Raw genomic sequence first — 21,300 nt, forward strand, 5'->3', positions numbered from 1 at the left:
TGGAGCCCCGGCCACCGCGCCACCCGCCGCGACGGCGCGGTTCACCCGTTCCCGTCATGCGGGCGGCGACCCCAACGCGCCGATCGAAATTGTCGTCAACCACATTGCCGGCACCGGCCAGACCGCCCAGATGAAGCGCCGCGTCGCGCCAGGTGCCGCTTTCCGCCGCACGCCCGCAGGCGTCGTCGAAGAGGTCGCCAACACCGCCGACCGCTGGCGCGTCGTCGGGCGTGAGGTGCCCAACGACAAGGGCTTGACACTGCGCAGCTACGCTCAGCTTCACACTGTCGGTGCTGGGTTCGAACCGCTGGCACTGTTCGACGCCGTTGGTCGCGCCACGACGATGCACTACGATCCGATGGGCCGCCTCAACGGCTCGGAAACGCCCGCCGGGTTCATGACCGAGGCACGCCGGACGCCTTGGACATTAGTGACTTTTGACGAGAATGATACCATCGAGCGCTCCCGAGCCTTTACCGAGCGCCTGCCCGCAGGCGAAATCGCAAACCCGGCCACCGTCGACGCCATAAACACCGCACGCGCCCACAATGACACGCCGATCACGGCGCACCTCGACGCAAAGGGCCGCCAATTCCTGACCGACACGCTCACGGTTGCGGGCGCGCCGCGGGCACGGATGCACCTGGCCTACGACGCAATGGGCAGAACACAGTCGCTGACCGATGCCCGTCAGTTCGCTGCAAACGCGGGCCGCCCGCCCGCAGCGCAAGTCGAAAACGCGAACTACGTGCGAGACATGCAGGGCGTCCCTATCGTGGAAACGACCGCCGACGCCGGAACGACCTTGACGCTCACAGATACGCTCCAGCAGATCACCCACGTCTGGCATGCCAGCGGAACCCACATCGTCAATACCCGCGACGCCGCCGGGCGCCTGACCGAGGTTCGGGCCGAAGGTCCGGGCGGCGGCGGCCTCCGCACGCTCGAGCGTCACCGCTACGAGCCCGCAAGCGCGGCCGCCGCAAGCCGGAACACCGTCGGAAGGCTCGTCGAGACCCGAGACCAGGCGGGACTGCGCGAAACATTGCGCTACGATCACACCGGTCGCACGCTGGAAACCGCCCGCCGCTTCGCGCAAACCTATCGCACCGAAATCGACTGGGCCGCCGCGCCCCAGCTGGAGGCCGAGACCTTCCACACCGCCGTCACCTACGACGCGCTTGGCCGCAAGCTGGTCGAGCAACGCGCCGACGGCAGCGAGCACCGGACCGTCTACGACGTCGGTAGCGCGATCGCGTCGATTCGCGTTTTGGCCGCGAACGGCGCAGTGGACGAGACGTTTTTCCAGGGCGCGACCGACGACGCCCGCGCCGACCGTATCGAAGAGCGTTTCGGAAATGGCACGGTATCGACTCTGGGCTACGAGGCCGATACTGGCCGCCTGTCGCGTCAGGTCACGCGCCGTGGTGCGGCGACGCTCGCTGAGCTGGACTATGCCTACGACCCAGTCGGCAATCTGACGTTCCGCCGCAATCGCACGCGGTCACACATCCTGAACAACCTGCCCGCAGCGCCACCGGGGCAAGAGGCAGAGCGCTTTGTCTACGACGCGCTCTATCGTCTGACCGAGGCGACAGGCTGGACACATATGGCGCTGTCGATGCGGGGCACGCAGGGGCGGATGCCGGGACTGGTCGGCGGGGCGAACCGGATTTCGCTGAACGATGGCCAGATGCTAAGGCAGTATCGGCGCACTTATCGCTGGGACGCAGCGAACAACCTCGAAGAAATGCGCCACATCTCGGCGGCGGGGAACTTCACGCGGACGATGTGGGTCGCCGACGACAGCAATCGCAGCATAACCCGCGACGGACCGGGCGGCGCACCCCGACCGAACCCGGCGGGCGTCTACGACGCCGCGGGGCGGCTGAACCACCTCGATCACCTCGAAAGCATGACGTGGTCGTCCTTCGACCAGCTCGCATCGGCTACTGTCATCGCTCGGCCCGGCGGCATCGACGACGCGGAATACTACGTCTACGATTCCAGCGGCCAACGCGCCCGCAAGGTCGAGGAACGCGACGTCGGCGGTGAGCGGCTGATCATTGAGACCCGCTATCTCGGCGGCTGCCGGATCACGCGGCGCAGACGTGGCGCGGTCGAATTGTTCGAGCGCCATACGTCCGACGCACTCCACGGCAACCGGGTGCTGGGCATCGTCCACCACTGGGTCCGCGATACCCAGAACCGCGAGGTCGATGCCGATGGCACCACGGCTATCCGATATTCGGTCCAGGTCGCGGGAGGGCACATTCAACTGGTCCTCGACGGCGCTGGTCAAGTGGTATCCTACGAAGAACATGCGCCCTTCGGCGAAACCGTCTTTGTCGCGGGCGACAATGTGCGCGACCTGCTGCCCCGCCAGCACCGCTTTGCCGCGCGCGAACGCGACGACGTCACCGGCTTCGTCGCCTTCCCGTTCCGCTACTTCGCGCCTTGGCTTTGCCGCTGGATCAGCCCGGACCCGCTGGGCATCGGCGATGGTCCGAACCAATACGCCTACGCCCACGACAACCCTTTGACCTACCGTGATGATCTCGGCCTGGAAACCGACGCCGAACGTCAGCAGCGCGAATGGCAGGACCTGATGAGCCACGCCGTGGACTTCAATAGCCTGACACCGGATCAGCAGGCCGTCGCGCGGTCGGGCTGGCTTCACGCTTCGGAACAAGGCGCGCGGGTCTACATTTTCGACACCTCGTCCAGCAACCTCTATGGCTTCAACGACCCCTCTCAGGCACTGGAGGCGGTGCAGTCCGGACGTGCCATCGCGGTCACGACGATCAATCCGGGCGCGGCCACTGTGACACGTATGTTCGACGAACTCGCCGCCGAGAACCCGGGCCTGTTCGCGCCTTTCTCGGACTCGCCCTTCTCCCTCGACAACGTGCCCGATCCCGTGCCCATCGGCGGAAACGACCCGGCGAATTCCGCCGGAACGCCTCCTGGCGGCACAACACCGAGAGGAACCGGCAACACCACGCCAACGAACACGACGCCCGCTAACACGGCTCCAACCCAGACAAACGGCACCGGCGCAACGACGACGACCCCGAACAACACAACCAACGCGCCCGCGAGAACCGAAGCTGAAAGCGCACCCTCGAACGAAGGCGACGGAGTTTTGCCCAGCCATACGGCCTCGGCGGCCGGGCATGCGATGCGGCAAATTCCCGGCACACCGACGCCAGCCGCGCCGCCGAATCCGGTATCGCCCGACCTGCCGCCCGAAGCCCATCTCTGGGGCGACAGCGGCGACGCGCGTCGGGCGCTCCTGTCGCAACCCGAGTTCCAGAACGGCATGGTGCCGCGCGACTACGGCATGGAGGGCCTGCCACAGTCGCGCCTCGACGAGCTTCACGCCGACCTCTCGGCGCGCAGCCCGGCCTACGCCGACGCCTTCGACTCACCAATACAGGCGCGAGACCTCCCTGACGGAGTGACGGCCGGCCAGATTGATCCGTTCGGTCCGACCAACGGACAATATGGCCATGTTGGCGTCTACAACCAGATGTCCTCGGCCGAGACAGGCCGTCGCGCGGACTACCTCGATCAGGACAACCCCAGACGCGCCGAAATCCTGACCGAGCGCGAACACGGCGCGGCGCGCGGACAACTGGCCGAAGTCGGTCGCCGCCCGGACGGCACGACGCAATATACGAACCGAGGCGCGGGTAACAGTTACCAGAACGACATCGCCTACTGGAACGACCGCGAGGCGGCGCTGAACAAGACCCATGGCAATCGAGGCGGCCCGGGGGCGGACAACCCGGTGACCAGCGACATGCAGGCCCGCTCGCGCGCAGGACAAGGCCATGACATCGCCGAAACCTTCATCGACGCGCGCGAGAACGCACAGCGCGCCAGGATCGCGACCAATTCACCGGTACCTGCCGCATCCGTCGACCAGGCAATCTTCCACCAGATGGCGAATTTCCACGGCAACGGCGCCGCAGACGCCGCCGAGTTTTTCGATGGCGTGGATCAAGCCGATCTGGACCGCATGGCCGCCAACGTGGACGACGCATTTGATGCGACATTCAATATCGACGCCCCAAGCGTGCCCGACGCCCCCAATCCGGGTCGCGGCGCGCGGGCGCTTGGCGGGCTGAAGGCTGGCGGACGAGTGGCGCTTGAGGCACTCGGCCCACTTGGTACGGGCCTCAGCGTCTACAGCTTCGCCACCGCACGCACGACCGAGGACCGCATTCTGACCGGCGCCGATCTCGGGGCAGACCTGATCGGCTACGCGGGTCCGCTCGGCGCGACCTTCTCGATCAGCTACGGCGTCACACGCGCCGTCGACGAAGGCATCGGTTGGGCCTCTCGCGAGTATCTCGGCACAGATCTGTCGCCGACGAACCTGATCTCCGAGGAAATGGTGGAACTCGATCAGGCACTGACAAGCCTTTGGGCGGATCCGTCAAAACCGGCCTACACCCAGACGCTGGGCTGGAAGATCGCCGACTGGCTCGAGTCGTTCTGACCGCGCTTGCGGTGCGTCACGTCATCCCCGCCGCCTCTTTCAGTGCGGCGAAGACGGCGTCCGCCCCTTCTCGTTGCTTGAGCGAGGCAAAGACCACTGGCAGGTCCGCACGCATTCGCGCCGAATCCGCGCGCATGACGTCCAATGACGCGCCGACATGCGGCGCCAGGTCCGTCTTGTTGATGACCAACACGTCGGACTTGGTGATTGCCGGTTCAAAGTCGGGCGCCTTCTTCGATGACAATCCTGTCTAATCCAAGACTTGCAAGCACAAAATCCTCAAAGACCCATGGAGGATCGGACCAATCCTATCACCCAGCCAAGACGTTAGCGGCACATGCTGTGCGTTCTGTGTGCAATCAATCTTAGAGGTCTGCAAAGCGCAGGGGAGCAGACCTTCGCCGCCACTGATCGAACGGCACAAAAGTCCCGCACTGCCGACCTTCAGCCACGAAAAATGCTGCGCGATGCACGAATGGCCGGTCTGGTGAAGCTGCACCGCGGCGATCGGCCAGGGACTGAAAGGCAGCTCAGGGCCGTCCTCAACGTGTTTCACAATTCGTCCAAGAGAGGCCTTGGCTGTGACTTGCGGCGGCGCTATCACGGCCTTCCGAACATCTAGAGGAACCCACCATGACCCCTGTCGCTGACCGCATTGCCCATAACATCGCGACCGACATTGGCGCGCGCGCTGAGCAGGTCATAGCGACAGTTGCGATGCTTGATGGCGGCGACACTGTGCCTTTCGTCGCCCGCTACCGCAAGGAAGCGACGGGCGGGTTGGATGACGCACAACTGCGCCGTTTAGCCGAGCGTTTGGACTACCTGCGCGATTTGGAAAAGGGCAATTGTTACGACAACGCCGCCGTTGAAACGTTCTTCAAAACCATCAAAGCAGAGCTGATCTGGCGAAGGTCGTGGCAAACGCGCAGAGACGCCGAACTAGCCATCTTCCAATACATCAACGGCTTCTACAATCCACGGCGCCGGCACTCAGCACTGGGCTGGAAAAGTCCGGTCGCCTTCGAACGAAAAGTGGCCTAAACGAGCACTTGGGGCGGCACTAAAACGGGACAGGTCCACAACTTTACGCCCTATTTTGTGCTCAACCCAGTTAGATCCCTATTTGTTCTCCCTTGGCGTTACTCAGCGAACAAACCTTGCGATGACCCCTTAAGCAGGTCGTTCTGCATGTTCATCTCGGCATACATCTTCTTGAGGCGACAGTTCTGTTCGGCCATGTCCTTCATCTCAGCGATCGAAGACGCATCCATCCCGCCAAACTTTGTGCGCCACTTGTAGAAGCTGGCGCTGCTCATGCCATGCTCGCGGCACAGCTCAGAAACGGGCGTACCACCTTCAGCCTGCTTCAACACTGCCATGATCTGTGCGTCGCTAAATCGTCCGTTCTTCATCGTAAATCTCATCAGATATCTTGCCGAGAAAATTCCACTTTTGAACACCACTAATTTTAGGGGGGGATTATCGCTTAAGATCCTGATAACCTAAATCTTATCGTTGCCGCCAAGGATTTTCGACAGTCTCGAGATAATGCTGGAATGCCAAAACCTGAGGTGTTTCTATCGGATCGTTTAGCTCAAACGGAAATACTTGATCCATTTTTGCAATGATCGGAGAAAAATAGCGGTAAGGGGGCAGAATTTGCGCGTCTGGCGGGCTTTGCATATCCAGCGCATTTTCCAGAATACGGTCAAGCGACTTGGCATGTGACCGGATAAGTTGCTGTGCACCAGCAACGTCAGGTTTTGACAACGCGTTGCGGATATTCACTGGCGCTTTATCAACGTGGTCAGCACCGTCGAGCAGACGCGCGACAATATCGTTGGGCAAAACGTCCTGATCGTCGCGCATCAGAGACATCCTCAAATCCGGCGAAAAGTCCCTGTTTTGCAGGGCCACTGCGCCCGCACGTAGCAGCGTACCATACGCCATGAATGCGTCAATTGCGGATTCAAAAAACTGTATTCTCGGTCTCATCGGTCACACTCGTTTGGGTTGCCTGCACGGATTGACGCACGTGACGGGTTGGATGGTGCGCGGTCATTCCACGCCGTATGCCAGTAGTCTTTGACTTGATCACGCGACACCGCACCCGTGCGCGGACCAGGAAGCCAGACCTGTTCACCCCCGCCACGCAACATCTGTCCCGGATGGTTCTCGAGGGCTTGGGGCGCAATTTCTCCAACAAAACCTGCGGGTGGTGGAGGCACCTCTGCGCGAATGAAAGCGCCAGCTTCATTCCAGTCGTTTTTCACAGCATCGCGTGCGCGCCACAAGGCCTCGTCATCCGGTGGCATTGATTTGCTCCAAAAACTGCCTGTATGACCATCTGCTTTATCAATCACACGGTACAGACTTTGGTTCGGGGTAAAGCTCTCATAGTGCGGTTTGCTGCCAAACGTGGCCATCTGCCTGCGAAAGAAATCAGGGGATGCTTCTGCTTGGTCACGCAAATATCGCGGTAAATTCGGATCGGCGAGCAGTTCTTCAGCCCATTGCGCGGCAAGCCTGTCTTGGTTTCTCAGAAATTGACTGGTTGCCGCGTCAATCGGTTCGGCACCGGCCTCGCGTGCAGCTTTGTCGAAACCGATCCGGCGCATCGTGTCTTGCCATACCGAATAGGTCTGTCGCGTCGCCTGCATCGCGCGCCTGATGATAATGCCTTGTCCGGGCATCACCCGCCAAGCACGCGACGCGAAACCAGCAAGACCACGCAGAATGCGTTCGCGTATTTCTTGCGCCACACGCGGGAACATATCCTTTGCCATGCCGCGCACACGTTCAATCGTCGCCCGCAGCGTATCGCCGGTCCAGCGTGGAATCCGATTCAAACACGTGTCGAGAAATTCGTCGAACTTTTGCGTCACAAAACCAACATGTCCGGCAAGATCATCCGCCAGATTTTTCAAGAACCGGTAACCATTGACCCGCATACCAGTGCGATGCAGGGCTTTGTTAATGTAGATCAGGATCTTGCCAACCTCACCCGCATTGCGCCAAACTAGTTTTATCACCCCTTTGGCAAGCGATCCTAACGACGGGATCAGCCCAATCAGACAGGCAAAAACACCTACCCAGACGCCGATCTCGGTATAGCGGCGATCCCAAATCAGCGCCTTCCCGTTCGCAATCAAATCACGCGCATCCGCAACTTGATCGACAACTGGCACAGCCGTCACAATCGCGTTCGTGATAATTTGGCCAGTGGACATGTTTTCGTTGAAATCGCCCTGTGCGACGTCCCACGTCCATTCGGCTCCGCTCATCACCGCGTCTGCCGCACTTTGTAACCAGTTGCGTTCATCTGCAACGGGTTGCGGCTCTTCAAATGGTACGGGTTCAGTTGGATCGTCAAAAACGAAAACTTCGACAGCGCCAGAATGGGCACCTAGATCGACATGAACAAAGTCATGCTCTGCATCAGGCCCGATGGTAATGACACCTTCCGCCAAAACGGTTCCGCCCGGCTCCCCATCATTTGGGGCCTGCACAACAAAAACGGCATCACCGACAGGATCGCCTTCGGTATACTCATACCGTACGTGTATCCAGTTGCCAGTATGGCATTCGGCGCAACCGCCACCGACGGCGTCACCGCTTTGGGACGCAGCCGCATCTTGGGTTGCTGCATATTCACTACTACGACCAGCCATGTATTCTTTAATTCTCTTTTAACACTGCAATACGATGTTCAATTTCAGACAATAAATGCTCTTCAAATTTGCTGGTGTCGCCAAAAATATCAATTAGTCTCTCTTGCAAAGGGTCATCAAGAAAATATGGCGTGTATAAGGCCGATAGGGTGTAATGCGCCATCTGACGTTCAAAATCGTCAAGCGCCTTGGCCTGCTGTCGCGCCTGACAAGTTTGAATAAACCGTTGCACCGTATCGGCGTCATGAAACCCGAACTCAGGCGTGTACACTTCGATCAGATGGTCTTGCGTGATCCCCTTGCGTTCAAAGGCAAAGCGTAAGTGCGACAGCAGTTTTGTAATACCGGCGGCACCCGTCATTGTGTCCAACGGGACGGCTTTATGCAAAGCCTCTTCAAAGCGTTTGGCGCGCAGCCCCGACGCTAATTTTGTATCCGTCAGATGATACTGGCTTAACCCTGCGATGCGCGGGTCGTGCAGAAAATGCGTCCCATAGAAAAGCGCGCAACTCGCCATGCGCCCAAGATCGCTGCGTTTGGTGAATCCCAACGGCTTGAGATACTCAATTATGCGGGTCACCATTTGCGCCAATGCATCATGACCCTCGACGCCTAAAACACTGCTGCGAACTGGCGCGGTCCTGACCAAAGACACCGCAAAATCACGCGCAAACCTGCTTTCAACAGACGCATCAAACGAAACCCGGTGGCCTGTTGTCAGTTTGAACGGCTTGGCCTTATCAAGCATCGGTTCCGGCGGCGTGATGGCGTAGGTCACGTCCTTTGTCGATGCATAGAAAGAATGGAAAACACAGCCGTTTGGCGGGGTCAGCAGGCGCGCCGAGTCTGGGTGTGTAACAAGCTCGACGAACGCGTTCGGCTCCCAGAACCGAAAGTAGAACCACTTCTCATCCTCGTCCTGCACCCTCGTGAATTTGCGAAAATGCTTCCAGATATCGTCAAGCGTGCGGGTTGAGCGCAGATATATCCCCAGTTCGCTGTCCCACATGTGCCAAGGCACGTCGGAGCGCGTGAACAGATTGCGGGTAAAGCTGTTGCCCTCTTCCAGCCGCACGATCCAAGGGGCCACATTCTTCATTTCATCGTATGCCGCGCCCTTAAATAGGCAGCGGTGTTCCAACCCCGAAGCCTCCAACATTTCAGGTAGGCTCACCACCTTGGCGGCATCAAGGATTGCGTAGGTTTGCAGAGGCGGGACTTTATCAAGATCATTGCCTGCAGTTGCAAGTGTGACACCTGTCGTGTCCGGCTGGCCAAAGAGCGGCTCGTAAAGCGCATCCGGTACGGTCGCGGGTTGGTCGACCCCGAACTGGTCATCCAACGGTTCAACGCCGTCGATGGTTTCTACCTGCAAAAGCGGCTCTGGGTGCTGTTCCGTGGTACTCGTCCGCTGGGTCCAGATATCATCAAAATCATCATGCGCAGTCATAAGCGACGGGCCTATATAAGGTAACGTGAAGTAGAACTAAAATGTGCCTTCGTTATGAAACTTGAGGCCATGCCAAACAAGGCGTATTTCCCGTATAGGCATATTTACGCTTTGGGGTTCGAAACGGGCGAGACATTTGCCGTGCGCTCTAGATCGCCCGTAGAATCTGCAGTTTCGCCCACCTCTATAATCTTCGCCAGCAAGGGTGCGGCGCGTGGGCGGTTGTCGAGTGCAATGAAGTCGCCAATGTCTATGGCGTTGTTGCACGGATCGGCCAAGAACAGGATCTACCCGTCCCAGTATTTGGCGATGTATTTGAGCGCAGCCCCCGTTGGGGATTTGACTGAGACTTGATGGGACGCTTGGTCTATCTGTGAGAAACTCATCCGATATCTCCATAGAGAAACTCCTATCAAATCTACAAGGAGCGGAATCGCAGATCACACAGCAATACGGAAGGTCGGGTCAAAACACCGCTTACGGTCTTCTGGTAGTCATGTGAGCAATATTGCGACCCGCGATCCGTGTGATGGATACAGCCTTTAGGCGGTTTGCGTAGATTGATCGCCATTTCCAAGGCTCGGATTACCAGATCACGCTTCATGCGATTGGAGACAGCCCAGCCAATGACACGGCGTGAGTGGAGGTCCAAGATCACAGCCAAATACAACCAACCTTCGCGGGTCCAGATGTAGCTGATGTCGCCTGCCCATTTCTGGTTTGGCTTATCAGCGTTGAAGTCGCGATCCAACAGGTTTGGAGCAATATTGAACTTGTGGTTGCTGTCTGTGGTCACCTTGTATTTCTTTGACCGTTTAACGCAAATACTGCTCTCACGCATGATACGACCAACACGACGGTGTCCTACGTCGACGCCGATCTCCTTCAGTTCTTCTGTCATTCTGGGGCGGCCATAACTAGGCAAACTGTTCCCTGATATGTGCCAACACAATCAAGTCTTTACGCTGGCTGGTGCTTAACGGCCGGGAGCAAAAGGAACGATAGCCACGCGGGCTAACGTCCATAATTTGACACAGTCGATTACCCCAATGGCTTCACAAATATGGCTACAATTCACCTCGCCTGATATCGTCAAGTTGTTGGCGGAGGTTTGAGTTTTAGGATCATCACATCAAATGTTCGACGGGCGGTGCGGCCACAAACCGCCATGCGCGGCGCGGGCCGGCCATGACGTTGAGGTAGTACATCTCGAACCCGTGCGGTGCGCCACAGGGGTGGTGGCCGCGCGGCACGCAGACCACATCGCCGTCATGCACTGCCATGGTTTCGTTCAGTGTTAGATCATCGGTGTACACGCGCTGGATGCCGAAACCGTCGGCGGGATTTAGACGGTGGTAATAAGTCTCTTCAAGGTATGTAATGCGCGGGAAGTCATCTTCGTCATGGCGGTGACTGGGATAGGACGACCAGTTACCCGCGGGGGTGAAGACTTCGGTCACAAGCAAACTGTCGCAATAGTCTTCGTTTTCCATAGCGATATTGTTGATGAAGCGTGTGTTGCTGCCCTCGCCGCGCTGCGTCAACTCAATCCGATCAGGGCCGATCTGGCGCGCCTCGTGACCCGATTTTCCTGGTGCCTTGCAGATTGCGATGGTCGCATCTGTGGTGGTCTCAAGCGCCCAATCGGTATCGTTGGGAACGTACAGACAATGCGGCGGGGTCTTTTCGAACACGTTCATCCGCTCACCCAACTCGCCCCAATCCTTGCCCGCGGCTTGGATCTTGGCTTTGCCTTCGACCATCACGAGGATCACTTCGGTCTCGCCCGTGGCCTCGGCCCATGTCTCGCCCGCTCGCAGTTTGAGCAGTTCAAAGCCGACGTAACGCCAACCTGCGCTCTCAGGTGTGATGTGATGAACTTTACCGTGTGTGCCGAAGGGGCGTTTGAGTAGGTCGGGCATATCAGTCGTCCTTTGGATCGTCAGAGAGTGATGACGTCTGTGCGTCGGGCGAATAGGTCAAAAAAAGGCGGTAGGCAGCCAAAGCGCCAAGAGCGAGGAAAATGATCGCGAACCCCGGACTACCGGTCAGCAATTCCACCATCCCCCAGCCCAGACAGACCGCAACGATCACGGCGCGGCGCCACACAGGGCGGTAGAAGGGGTCATTGGCATTCAGCATCGCGGTGGTCTCCTTAGGCGGGCATTAGGCCCGTTTCGCGGGCAATCCGCTTGAGGGTATGCAGACCAAGGGTTTGATACAACAGCGGGTTACGCTGATTGGGGTCCTGTTCGGCTTCGATCACGATCCATCCGTCATAGTCGCTCTCGGCGAGAATTTGCAAAAGCGGGGCAAAGTCCACCGCTCCTTCTTGATCTCCCGGAACGGTAAAGACCGATCCGCGCACGCCATCCATGAACGACCAGCCTTCGCCTTCGACTTGCTTACGCACGGCAGGACGCACGTTTTTGGCGTGGAAGTGGCGCACGCGGCCCACGTGTTTACGCAGCACCGCTTCGGGATCACCGCCACCGAAATAGCAGTGGCCCGCATCGAATAACAACTTGGTCGCCCCACCCGCATCGGCCGTAGCCGCCATAAAGGCGTCGATGTCCTCGGGGGATTGCACGACCGTGCCCATGTGGTGGTGATAGACCAAATCAATGCCCTGCGCGGCACAATGTGCAGCGATGGCTTCAACCCGTTCGGCGAAATCTTTCATGCCTGCGGCATCCAATACAGGACGCTCTGAAAGAGGCTTTTGATCGCCCTGAATGGTGTTCGACGTCTCGCAGGCAATGCAAACTGTGCAAGCATTGTGCTTAAGCTTGTCGAGATGCGGCTGGATTGCGGCTTTTTCGTCCTCGATGGAATTGGTTAGTACGTTGAGAGAATGCCACCCAGATATGAACGCCATGCCGTAATCGGCTAGAAGCACACGCAGCGCTTCGGGGTCGTCTTGCGGCCAGCGGTGGCCGTTCTCGATCCCGTCGAACCCGATCTGGCGGCCCGCCTCTTCTAGGATACGCTCGGTGGGGATATCTTGGCCCAGCGTTTGGTCGTCATCATTAGCCCATGCAATGGGGTTGGTGCCGAATTTGATCATGAGCGCGCTCCTTAGTTGACGAGGCTCTGGCCTGAAATTTGAGTGATATACTCCGCATAGCGGTCGCGTTGTTCTTGGCGCTCTGACACCTGCGGGACAGCTACATCCCAAAAGTAGCCATGCGCGCCTGCCGTAGTCTCCAGCCCCGTTCCAGGGAAGTCCTTAGCGATAGTTTCAATGACAATCACTGTAGGGATATTGCGAGAACGGGCAGCCTTGAGTTCCGCTTCCAACTGATCCGTTCCAGCGGCTTTGACGGCATAGGCACCCATTGACGCGGCATGGGCCACATAGTTGATCTCGGGCTGGTCCTCGACGTTGCAATCCACGTACATGTTATTGAACGGCTCACCGCCGCAGCCCATGGTTTGCAGGCGGTTGATGCAGCCATAGCCACGGTTGTCCGTCAGCACCACGGTAAAGGGAATGCGCCGCATGACAGCTGTGGCCAGCTCGGAGTTGGCCATCATATAGGACCCGTCGCCGACAAAGCAGATCACCTCGCGTTGGGGTTCGGCCAACTTGAGCCCCATGGCCCCCGCAACCTCGTAGCCCATACACGAATAACCGTATTCCATGTGGTAGCCGCCCTGTGACGGTTGCCACAATAGCTTGAGCGCACCAGGCATGGTGCCCGCCGCACACATCGCAATCGCGGTGTCGGTGGTTCCGCGTTGCACGGCACCGATCACTTGCCCGTCAGTGGGCTTGGCCAGCTGATCGTCGGGACGTGCGCAATAGGCATCGACAGCACGCAGCCAATCCTCGCGGGCCGCCGCATCCGCAGACCCTGCTTTATAGTTGCCAATCAACACGCCTAACTGGTCGAGCACGACCTTGGCATCGCCGACAAGGCTTTCCGCCCCATGTTTCGCCGCATCATAGCCGTGGATGTTGATTGACACGAGCTTGGCGCCGTCTCGGATCAAGGTGCGCGAACCAGTGGTGAAATCCTGCAACCGTGTACCGACGCCAATCACCAAATCCGCCGCCTCAGTCGCCGCATTGGCCGCCCCCGAGCCGTCCACACCCGACGCGCCGAAATTCATCGGGTGGTCTTGCGATAGGCCCGATTTACCCGCCTGCGTTTCCGCTACAGGGATGTTGTGTTTAAGCGCAAAGGCCGCGAGCGTGTCCTCGGCCTCGGAATAGATCGTGCCACCACCGGAAATAATCACGGGGCGGGCGGCTGCTTTGATCATCTCGGCCACACGCGCCAACTCGCCCGCATCAGGTGCGGGGCGACGAATGCGCCAGACGCGCGGTTCAAAGAACGACACAGGGTAATCATAGGCCTCGGCCTGTACATCTTGGCAAAACGACAGGGTCGCGGGGCCGCAATTGGCGGGATCAGTCATCACGCGAAGCGCACGTGGCAACGCCGTCAGGATATGCTCCGGCCGCGTGATCCTATCGAAATACCGCGACACGGGACGGAAGCAATCGGACGCGGACACGGTGCCATCATCAAAGTCTTCTACCTGTTGCAAGACGGGGTCGGGGCGGCGGTTAGCAAAGACATCGCCCGCCACAACCAGCATCGGCAGACGGTTTACATGCGCCAGCGCGGCAGCCGTCACGACATTCGTGGACCCCGGCCCGATAGAGGATGTCACAGCCATGGCTCGGGTGCGTTTTTTGCCCTTGGCATAGGCAATCGCGGCATGCGCCATGGTCTGCTCGTTCTGACCGCGCCAAGTCGGAAAAACGTCCTGATAGGCATGCAGCGCCTCGCCGATCCCTGCCACATTGCCGTGGCCGAAAATCGCCCACATACCGTCGATGTAGCGCTCACCCGCATCGGTCATCTGCACCGAAAGCCATTTGATCATCGCTTGCGCGGCAGTCAGCCGGATTGTGTTTGACATGTCTCTCTCCTTACTCGGTAGCGGTCGAACGGGAATTGTCCCAAACGGAACATAGACGCGCATAACGCTCAGACATCTGTGCCACAGCCGCCTCGTCGCTCATTTCTCCTGCGAACCACGCACGGGCGGCATCCCCGAAGATCGTGCGGCCGACAGCGAAGCCTCTGACCAGCGGGTATCTCGCCGCCACTTCAAAGGACGCGGCCAGTTCCGCCTCGGGGGCATCAAGCCCAAGAAGCACAATGCCGCGTGTATGGCGATCGTATTCTTCGATGGCAGATACAGTGGCGGTCCAGCCCTCTGCATCCGCCATCGGTTCCAGCTTCCACCAGTCGGGGTAAACACCCGCCTCATAGAATTGCCGGATCAAGGTCGCGGTTGTACCGGGAGCTACAGGACCGACCTTGGATGGGATCACTTCGAGCAGGAACTCGAGGCCATTGGAGCGCGCGGCCGTGTAAAGCCGCTTGACGCGGGCCTCTTGGAAAGCACGGGTTTGGGCATCATCGTCAGGGTGGCAGAAAACCAAAAGCTTCACCACATTCTCGCGCGCCCATTCTTTGAACTGCCCCAAATCATCGCCCAACTCGGGCTCGAACGCGATGGGACGTGATCCGGGTAATTCGGTTGGACGCCCGATCCACAGTCCCGACCCCGACGCCGCATGCAGCGCTGTGCGCCCGATGCGGTTGTCGCATAAAATGCCATAGCCGTCCCGTCCGCCTTGCACGTCAATCGCGGCTTTCAGGCACAACTCCTTGAACGCTCCTCCACGTTCGAGCGTGTAGCCCTCCATCTCTTCGAGCTGCAAACGGTGGTCAAAAGCAAATGTGCGCACAGTAGACCAATCGCCCGTGGTGCGCGTGTAGCGTGTGGTCGCCCAGTGGATTTGCTCTAAGGCTGGATCGTTACGCAAGTCTTTTTGCACCACGCCGCGCTCGAGGAAAAATTCGAGTTCAGTCAGCGATGGGTAAGCAGGTGTGCAGCCGTGGCGCGATACAGCAAAGGCACCACAGGCATTGGCGTATTTGAGCGCTATCGGCCAATCGATATTGTCTACATCGGCGCAATCCAACCAGCCCTTAAGCAAACCCGAGAAAAAGCCATCGCCCGCGCCCAACACGTTGAACACTTCGATGGGGAACCCTTCCCCGGTTTGCCCGTCATCAAGGCTCTCGGGGATTGCGCCCTCAAAGGCAACCGCGCCCAAAGCACCGCGTTTGCACACCAGTGTCGCCGTCGAATGCTCGCGCACTTTGCGTAGTGCAGCCAACGTATCGGTGGTTCCGCCCGCGATATGGAATTCTTCCTCTGTGCCGACGATCAGGTCAAAATAGTGTAGCGTAGACAGCAGCTTGGCGGTCACTTCCGCACTTTCGGCAAAGCGGCTTTCGCCTTCGCCATGACCCAAAACACCCCAAAGGTTCGGACGGTAGTCGATATCGAGCGCTGTGCGCGCACCGTGCGTGCGCGCAAGCTCAAGCGCCTTTAGCGTCGCGGCTTCAGTGCGCGGGTTCGACAGGTGCGTGCCCGTCGCGACAACCGCACGCGTCCGCGCAATGAACGCGGGGTCGATGTCGTCTTCACACAGCGCCATATCGGCGCAGTTCTCACGGTAAAAGATTAGCGGAAACTGGTCCTCGTCGCGAATGCCAAGGATCACCAGCGCGGTCAGCCGTTCGGGATCGGTCGCGACACCATCGGTGCATACGCCTTCGCGGATCAACTGTTCACGGATAAAACGGCCCATGTGTTCGTCGCCCACGCGACTGATAAGACCGGATTTCAGTCCAAGGCGCGATGTCCCGCAGGCAATGTTCGTAGGGCTGCCACCGATATACTTGTCGAAAGACCCCATGTCCTCCAATCGACCCCCAATCTGGGAACCATACAAATCAACGCCGGAGCGCCCTATCGTAATTACGTCAAGATCTTTGGTCATGGGTCTGCCTGTGGTCTATCGTTGTCTGAGGGTCTGAGAGGCGGGATCACAGCCCTGCCCCCGGTTTTTTATACGATCAAACGGAGCGATTGACGTAGTCGATGGAGGCCGACACCGCGGCATAGCTATCAGGAACGTCGTGCACTTCGGCCGCGAAGGGCTCAAAGCTGAACGGGCCGTCATAGCCCAACGCGCGCAGAGTTTTGATCTGAGCGATGTTTTCAAGACGGTCGTCTGCACCCACCAACACGCGGTGATCATCGAGCATGTCGTCGACCCCCACGTGCGGGTCGGTTACGCCTGAGATGTGCACAAGCCCGGTCCAGTCGGGAAAGACCTCCGTCTCTGACGCAAGGTGGTGGTGGAAGGTATCGTGCATCAACTTATAGGTGCCCTCTCCGTCCGCCGCCTTGATCGCTTCGATCGCGGTGGATTTCTTGCGCAGCGATGAAATCGGGAAGCCGAGCGGCTCAACCAAACCTGTCAGCTCGCGGACATCTAGGATCGGCTTCATCGCCTTGAGCGCGGCCACAAGATCATCGAACGCCACCGGCGTCCCATCATTGAGCGGGCACATAACGAGCGCCTTTGCACCCGCAGCTTGGGCATAGTCGGCCATCGCTTCGGCTCGCGCGGGCAAGTCATCCGACCAAACGTTGAACGGGTAAAGCGCGTTAATAGACACGATGGTGACACCTGCCGCCTCCGCCGTAGCTTTGACCTCGGATGGTGCCATGGTGCCAACAACATCAGGGAGATCATTGCGGATTTCGACCTCAGTGATGCCGAGCGCTTTCGACATCTCGAAAAAGTCCGACAGCGACTGTTTCGGCGCCGCGATATGGTTCAGAGCAAAACGCATGGTCATACCTTACGAATAAAGCGCGGGGCGCGCAGGGTTGGTGATGGTGACGGCATCGCCATCGGCGTCTTGGGCTTCGACGCAGGCATCACAGGTGACCGCCGCCATATAGCCATCCCAAGATGTCGGACCCGCTGCGGTGCCATCGGACGCCGCTTTGATAAAGTCCTGAAGCTCAACGTCATAGGAATCGACAAAACGATCTTTCCAATCGGTGAGAATTTCGCTTTGCTTGGACGCCGCGAGACGCAGAGTGATCGCTTGCGGATCGGGTAGATGGGCAATGCCCTCTTCGCCTACGACCTGACACTGGATGTCGTAACCATATTTACAGTTCACATAGATTTCGGTGTTGATCACCACGCCTTTTGCAGTCGTCAAAGTGACGATCTGGGGATCGCGCAGCTTGGCGTGGCTGGCCTCGCAAGTGCGTGGGAAAGTCACGCGGGCGGACACATAATCATCATCCAGCAACCAGCGGAACACGTCGATTTCATGCACAAACGTATCGTGGATCGCCATCGGCGTGACGTATTGCTCGGGCACAGTCGGGTTGCGGTGGGCGGCGTGGACCATAATAGGCGTGCCCGTTTTAGAAACGACCGCTTCTTTGAGCGCAACATAGCCGCTGTCGTAGCGACGCATGAAGCCCACTTGTACCAGCCGTTTGCCAGCTGCGACTTCGGCGTCGACGATCCGCTTTGCACCTTCAGCCGTGGTGGCCAGCGGCTTTTCGCAGAACACCGGCTTTCCGGCCTCAATCGCAGCAAGCACGTATTGTTCGTGGGTTGATCCAGTAGAACACACCAGCACAGCATCAACCGTGTTGGCAGAAATTAACTCTTCGCCTGTTTCATAGACGGTTGCGTCGGGCGCGAGGTCGGCTTGCACTGCTTTCGCGGCGTCGATGGAGTAGTCGGAAAGCGCGACGACTTTCGCGCCAGCGAGTACTTGTTGGATGCGGCGCGTGTGGTCACGACCGATCATGCCTGTGCCGATAACACCGATTTTGAGCGTCATGGTGGTCGTCCTTATTTGAAGTATGTGTCGATGTAGCGCTTCGTCTCAGAGAGCATGAAACGCGCACTGTCCTCGGCGCGGTCTTCCCACGCGAAAACGCAGTTAGAGAGAACGCCGTCGAATTTCAGATCAGCGAGGGTGGAAAAAAACACGTCCCAGTCGATCTCTCCCTGCCCAAAGTCGAGGTGCTGGTGCACACGGACCTTTGATTCGGGTGGGTTGACGATATAGCGCAGCTCCGAAGACTTGTTATGATCATAGGTGTCGGCAAGCCGCACGTGTTCCAACAAACCCTCGGTCGCCCGCAGATTTGCCTCCATATCAGGCCCGTAAAAGAAGGTGTGAGGCGCGATAAACGACGCACGCACCATCGGCGAATGGATCGTCTTGATAATGTCGATTGCGGGGTGGATTTCCTCCACCCAGTCCTCGGGATGTGCCTCAAGCGAAAGCTTAATACCTTCGCGTTCGAGAAGCGGCACCAGCACGTCCATGGCGCGAAAGAACTGACCCTCGCAGACCTCGGGACGGTGAAGACCAGAGGTGTCGTTGAGCGAACGATTGGGTGAGCCACCGCGTCCAAACTCGGACACGAACATCGGGCATTCCAGCTCGACGGCCAGCTCGATTGCGCGTTTCCAGTTCTCGATCGCCACGTCCCACTCATCTTGGTACGGGCTGGCCCAGCGGTACATCGGCTGGATCGTCGCGAGGCCGACGTTATTGTCTTTCAACGCTTTTTTAAAGCTCTGGATTTTCTCAGGATAAAGTTTGGGGCGTGTCCACCATGAAAAGAAATCTGGACGCGGGGACATTTCCACATAGTCGTAGCCAAGCTCAGCGACTTTGCGGACAGTGTCCTCCAAAGACAGATGACGGATCATATGCGGATCAAGTGTGTGCTTCATAGTGTGGCTCCGTATGTCAAACGAAAGAAAGTAGGGGCCTCATCCGCACATCGGCGGACGAGGCAGGGGGGACCAGCTAAATCACCCGGCTTCGGGGTACTCGGCACCGGTTTTTGCGCCCGTGATATAGGCCACGACATCTTCGGGCTTTAGCGTCTCGTCCACCTTGATGTTGGCGCAGATGCGGCCACGGCGGAACACGACGATCCGATCCATCAGGTCAAACACCTGACGCATGTTGTGGCTGATCAGGATCACAGGCTCGTTTTGCTCTTTGAGCGTGCGAATAATGTTCTCGACCTGTGCGGTTTCCTGAACCCCGAGCGCCGCAGTCGGCTCGTCCATGATGGTGAGCTTTGAGTGGAACGCTGCGGTGCGTGCAATGGCCACACATTGGCGCTGACCGCCCGACATGTTCTGGATCGAGTTGAGAATATTAGGAATCTTAACCCCTGTCTTCTCAAGGCCCGCCATCGTCGCATCGCGCATCGCTTTGTTATCGAGTATCGAAAACGGCCCAAGCTTGAACTTCACCTTCTCGCGGCCCAGAAACAGGTTCGACGGAACGTCAAGGTCGTCGGCCAGTGCAAGGTTCTGGAAAACAGTCTCGATTCCAGCCTCACGCGCCTTGATCGGCCCGTCGAAGTGGGTCGGTTCTCCGTGCAGAATGATGTCGCCGCGTGTGCGTTGCTCGACGGCTGTGATCTGGCGCACAAAGGTCGATTTACCCGCCCCGTTGTCGCCCATAATTGCGACATGCTCACCTTGGTGAATTTTGAAGTTTGCGCCTTCGAGGGCATGAACGCCGCCGTAGTGCTTGGTTAGATCGCGCGTCTCAAGGACGACATCGGAAGTGCTGTAATCCAACATGTTGTTCTCCTTACATCCGTGCTGAGTTGCGTTTTTGGCGGTACTGGTCGAGCACAACCGCCCCGACGATGATCACACCCTTGACCATTTCTTGGTAGTAAGCGTCGAGACGCAAGAACGTGAAGCCCGAGATGATCACACCGAAGATCAGCGCACCTAAGACGGTCCCCAGGATCGAACCACGTCCACCTGCGAGGGACACACCGCCAATAACGGTCATCGCGATGGCGTCGAGCTCATACATGACGCCCATACCCGCCTGCGCGGTAAGGTTTTTGGACGACAACACAATAGCCGCAAGGGCCGCGAGAACGCCCGCAATGGTGTAGACGAGAACCTTGTGCTGTTCGACTTTGATGCCCGACATGCGGCTGGCCTGTTCGTTAGAGCCAATGGCGTAGGTGTGTTTGCCGTAGACGGTGTAATTCAGGATGAAGTGAAACAGCACGGCCAAAGCAATAAAGATGTAGACAGGCGTCATGCCGGAACCAAGAGCCGCATAGCTGTCGGTAGGAAAGGAAATCGGCTGCCCTTTGGACCACCATTTCGCAACGCCACGAGCAAAAACCATCATGCCGAGGGTGGCGATAAAGGGCGGAATTTTGGTGTAGGCGATCAACACGCCGTTGATGCCGCCAGCCAACACACCACAGGTAATACCCACAAGGATAGGCACAATCACCGGCAGATCAGACACCCCGTCGAACATCAGTTTTGGGTTGGCCATGCCGCTGATTTCAGCGACCTGCGCGAATGACATGGCGACCATAGCAGTCGCACCCACAATCGATCCAGGTGATAGGTCGATCCCGCCCAGAATGATGACTTGGGTCGCGCCCAAAGCGATGATGCCGATAATCGACACTTGAAGGATGATGATCTTGAGACGGGCGACATTGAAAATCCCGTCAAAGCGGTCGGCGCTGTCAAACAACAGGCTCTGACCCATCAAAAGCGCTCCCAATCCTTCGAAAATGGCAATGATCAAAGCCAGCGCAAACAAGATGTTCCATTCAGGCGCCCGCGCTTTCTTTTTATCGTCAAAGGTCAACCCCCCGATGCCGTGCGATAGTTTCGACATGTTTTGCTCCCAGTTGTCGGCTCACCCGCAAGAGCGCAGGTGCCACATGTG

16 protein-coding genes and 2 pseudogenes are annotated in these 21,300 nt (G+C 58.4%); 2 read left to right on the plus strand and 16 right to left on the minus strand.

Annotated elements, in window-relative coordinates:
* The first annotated feature begins 130 nt into the window (after positions 1-130).
* Entirely contained in the window at positions 131-4,507 is a 4,377-nt protein-coding gene (locus CYQ09_RS01035) for an RHS repeat-associated core domain-containing protein (protein ID WP_204353889.1), read from the plus strand.
* A 16-nt stretch (positions 4,508-4,523) separates the two neighbouring features.
* On the opposite strand, the gene CYQ09_RS01040 is transcribed toward CYQ09_RS01035, so the two are convergent.
* On the minus strand, positions 4,524-4,751 hold the full coding sequence (locus tag CYQ09_RS01040) for a GTP-binding protein (protein ID WP_106743565.1): 228 nt from the start codon (positions 4,749-4,751) through the stop codon (positions 4,524-4,526).
* 389 nt (positions 4,752-5,140) lie between these two features.
* Between CYQ09_RS01040 and CYQ09_RS18595 the strand changes: the two genes are divergently transcribed.
* Positions 5,141-5,551 (plus strand): Tex-like N-terminal domain-containing protein, encoded by a 411-nt coding sequence (locus CYQ09_RS18595; RefSeq protein WP_106743567.1) that lies wholly within the window; start codon positions 5,141-5,143, stop codon positions 5,549-5,551.
* A gap of 128 nt (positions 5,552-5,679) precedes the next feature.
* Here the strand turns inward: CYQ09_RS18595 and CYQ09_RS01055 are convergent.
* The 15 genes and pseudogenes from CYQ09_RS01055 to CYQ09_RS01130 all read right to left on the minus strand — a co-directional run.
* A pseudogene (locus CYQ09_RS01055) lies at positions 5,680-5,922 on the minus strand (transposase); the annotation flags it as partial.
* Between the two features lie 97 nt (positions 5,923-6,019).
* Positions 6,020-6,379, minus strand: coding sequence for a hypothetical protein (locus CYQ09_RS01060; protein WP_162617522.1), 360 nt, complete (start codon positions 6,377-6,379; stop codon positions 6,020-6,022).
* A 122-nt stretch (positions 6,380-6,501) separates the two neighbouring features.
* Positions 6,502-8,181, minus strand: coding sequence for a hypothetical protein (locus tag CYQ09_RS01065; RefSeq protein ID WP_106743569.1), 1,680 nt, complete (start codon positions 8,179-8,181; stop codon positions 6,502-6,504).
* Positions 8,182-8,188: 7 nt separating this feature from the next.
* A complete protein-coding gene (locus tag CYQ09_RS01070) occupies positions 8,189-9,631 on the minus strand; it encodes a DUF4123 domain-containing protein (RefSeq protein ID WP_106743570.1) in 1,443 nt (480 codons plus the stop codon).
* 484 nt (positions 9,632-10,115) lie between these two features.
* Positions 10,116-10,668: pseudogene (locus CYQ09_RS01080) on the minus strand (IS3 family transposase); the annotation flags it as partial.
* Between the two features lie 90 nt (positions 10,669-10,758).
* Positions 10,759-11,553: a 5-deoxy-glucuronate isomerase gene (gene iolB, locus CYQ09_RS01085; protein WP_106743571.1), complete on the minus strand. Its 795-nt coding sequence runs from the start codon at positions 11,551-11,553 to the stop codon at positions 10,759-10,761.
* A gap of 1 nt (position 11,554) precedes the next feature.
* Positions 11,555-11,773, minus strand: a complete 219-nt coding sequence (locus CYQ09_RS01090; protein ID WP_106743572.1) for a hypothetical protein — start codon at positions 11,771-11,773, stop codon at positions 11,555-11,557.
* Positions 11,774-11,786: 13 nt separating this feature from the next.
* A complete protein-coding gene (iolE, locus tag CYQ09_RS01095) occupies positions 11,787-12,698 on the minus strand; it encodes a myo-inosose-2 dehydratase (RefSeq protein WP_106743573.1) in 912 nt (303 codons plus the stop codon).
* An 11-nt stretch (positions 12,699-12,709) separates the two neighbouring features.
* Positions 12,710-14,566 carry a 3D-(3,5/4)-trihydroxycyclohexane-1,2-dione acylhydrolase (decyclizing) gene (iolD, locus tag CYQ09_RS01100; protein ID WP_106743574.1) on the minus strand — a complete coding sequence of 619 codons (1,857 nt, stop codon included), beginning with the start codon at positions 14,564-14,566 and terminating at the stop codon, positions 12,710-12,712.
* A gap of 10 nt (positions 14,567-14,576) precedes the next feature.
* Complete coding sequence (locus CYQ09_RS01105; RefSeq protein ID WP_106743575.1) at positions 14,577-16,508, minus strand: bifunctional 5-dehydro-2-deoxygluconokinase/5-dehydro-2-deoxyphosphogluconate aldolase; 1,932 nt, start codon at positions 16,506-16,508, stop codon at positions 14,577-14,579.
* Between the two features lie 76 nt (positions 16,509-16,584).
* Positions 16,585-17,370 carry a TIM barrel protein gene (locus CYQ09_RS01110; protein ID WP_106743604.1) on the minus strand — a complete coding sequence of 262 codons (786 nt, stop codon included), beginning with the start codon at positions 17,368-17,370 and terminating at the stop codon, positions 16,585-16,587.
* Between the two features lie 9 nt (positions 17,371-17,379).
* On the minus strand, positions 17,380-18,390 hold the full coding sequence (locus CYQ09_RS01115; protein ID WP_106743576.1) for a Gfo/Idh/MocA family protein: 1,011 nt from the start codon (positions 18,388-18,390) through the stop codon (positions 17,380-17,382).
* A gap of 11 nt (positions 18,391-18,401) precedes the next feature.
* Positions 18,402-19,298, minus strand: coding sequence for a sugar phosphate isomerase/epimerase family protein (locus tag CYQ09_RS01120; protein ID WP_106743577.1), 897 nt, complete (start codon positions 19,296-19,298; stop codon positions 18,402-18,404).
* Positions 19,299-19,379: 81 nt separating this feature from the next.
* Positions 19,380-20,168 carry an ATP-binding cassette domain-containing protein gene (locus CYQ09_RS01125; RefSeq protein WP_106743578.1) on the minus strand — a complete coding sequence of 263 codons (789 nt, stop codon included), beginning with the start codon at positions 20,166-20,168 and terminating at the stop codon, positions 19,380-19,382.
* Positions 20,169-20,178: 10 nt separating this feature from the next.
* Positions 20,179-21,249 carry an ABC transporter permease gene (locus CYQ09_RS01130; protein WP_106743579.1) on the minus strand — a complete coding sequence of 357 codons (1,071 nt, stop codon included), beginning with the start codon at positions 21,247-21,249 and terminating at the stop codon, positions 20,179-20,181.
* Positions 21,250-21,300: the final 51 nt, after the last annotated feature.

The sequence above is a fragment of the Yoonia maritima genome, assembly GCF_002933395.1.
GTDB lineage: Bacteria > Pseudomonadota > Alphaproteobacteria > Rhodobacterales > Rhodobacteraceae > Yoonia > Yoonia maritima_A.